The sequence below is a fragment of the Aeromonas sp. HMWF015 genome, assembly GCF_963878965.1.
In the GTDB taxonomy this organism is placed as follows: Bacteria; Pseudomonadota; Gammaproteobacteria; order Enterobacterales; family Aeromonadaceae; genus Aeromonas; species Aeromonas veronii.
In genome coordinates this window covers 1-1,608 of record NZ_CAWNZT010000303.1, presented here as the reverse complement: position 1 = coordinate 1,608, position 1,608 = coordinate 1, and the positions used below count along the sequence as shown (strand labels likewise).

The window sequence follows — 1,608 nt, the reverse complement described above, 5'->3', positions numbered from 1 at the left end:
GATCAATGAAGTGCTGAAGCTCATCAACAATGATGAGACGAACCCGCTTTTCTTTGATTAGATTAAGAATTCGGTTTGTCTTATCTATAGCTGAACCCCTCATAAAACAAGGCTCACCAAGCTGTACCAACATCGCTTCAGCCATGTTACGAATAGTTGGCTGTGAAGGAGTATCCACACAAAGCACAGGCTGTAACTCTCTGTCTATGCATGGTTCCGGTGGGTACTCATCGAATATCAGGGACTTCAGGGTCGACTTCCCTGTCCCAGACTGTCCAACACATAAAAGATGTTGAGGAAGCCCTACATGAGCACTCATTTGGTATGCATCCCTGATCGCATCAAAAGCTGCCTGGCACTGGGGATGAAAGATGACAACTTTGCGTAGATCAGCAATTTTCTGATGGATATTGAGGCTGTCAGTCATCACCTTGCCCCCTCGTAACTACCTTAAAGCTCAAGGGTTCGAAAAGTGACTCATCAGCTGTGTCCAATTCTTTGGGACGCTCCAGTGCCGGGTTTGAACTCCAAGAAGGAGGAATTGGCATGACGTCCCTAGCAGCTTTCTTACGCTCGCGGATTAGCTTGTTACGGCTCAGATCCTCAATTTTCTGCTGAAACCTGGCCTTACTCTTCAGTAACGCATCCCCATCCTGCTCTGCTAGCCCTCTCTCTTTAGCATCTTTCAGAATCTGGACATGCTGACGCAGAGTTAAACCTTCCGCATACTCTGGATTGATACAGGGCACATGGATGTAATCACCATGCAATTCATCGTAAATCCAGACCGCCCCCATATCTTCAGGATCAATGCGTACCGACACGTCATATTGTGTGTTTGAGCGCATCCGCAACAATCCCAGTTCTGACGAGTTATAGAACAGGTTATGTACTTGAATCCCTTGATGGGAAAGTCGGCGGGTTGTTTCCTTGGTGAGGATCAAGTTCAACTGTACCAAGCTTGCTGGCTGTAATGGTTCAACCATTGCGAGCCCATCATTCCACATGGCGAATGGTGTCCGGTGCGTAGTTCTATGAACCTCCTGATGATAGATATCAATGATCCACTCATGAATAAGCGATTGCAGATCAGCCAGTGTGATACGGGCCATCTCGGCAGAGTTATAATCACCACGTTTCGTAATATTGGAAAATGTTGTTCCTGGAATACGATGGCAAACAGCACGGTTTAATGTTCCTAAAATCCGCTCCACAGCCCCCTTGTAGTGAGGCTGTTGTTTAGGACAAAACTGAAGTTCTATATTCAGTTCGGCACAAACTCGCCTCAACTGATGAGAATGAAATTCCAAGCCATTATCGCAGATTAGCGTGTGGGGAATCCCGTAAGCAGGCCATTCATAATGAATATCAGGGAACTTGTCTTTGACGTATGATTTGGACAGTATCGAATTACGTAAAGCCCTCATCACTGATAGCTCTGAAGGCGGTTCGAAACCAATAGCAAAGCCCAATATCATCCGCGAGTAACGGCAGAGAAGGAGGGTCAACGTTGGCCTTCCATCAGCAAGCCCCGTCCGCTCGTTCATGACTATCACATCTAGTGGCGTATGATCCACTTCGACTCTTTCTAAAATGTGGTGTGCGACT

2 protein-coding genes are annotated in these 1,608 nt (G+C 46.7%); both read right to left on the bottom strand.

Features of this window, described 5'->3' with window-relative positions; all coding sequences use genetic code 11:
* The coding region (locus AACS18_RS15605) for a TniB family NTP-binding protein (RefSeq protein ID WP_146184773.1) at positions 1-427 on the bottom strand (427 nt) is incomplete at its 3' end.
* Positions 420-1,608: Mu transposase C-terminal domain-containing protein (locus AACS18_RS15600; RefSeq protein WP_146184772.1), on the bottom strand; the 1,189-nt coding region annotated here is incomplete at its 5' end. The genes AACS18_RS15605 and AACS18_RS15600, both read right to left, overlap by 8 nt.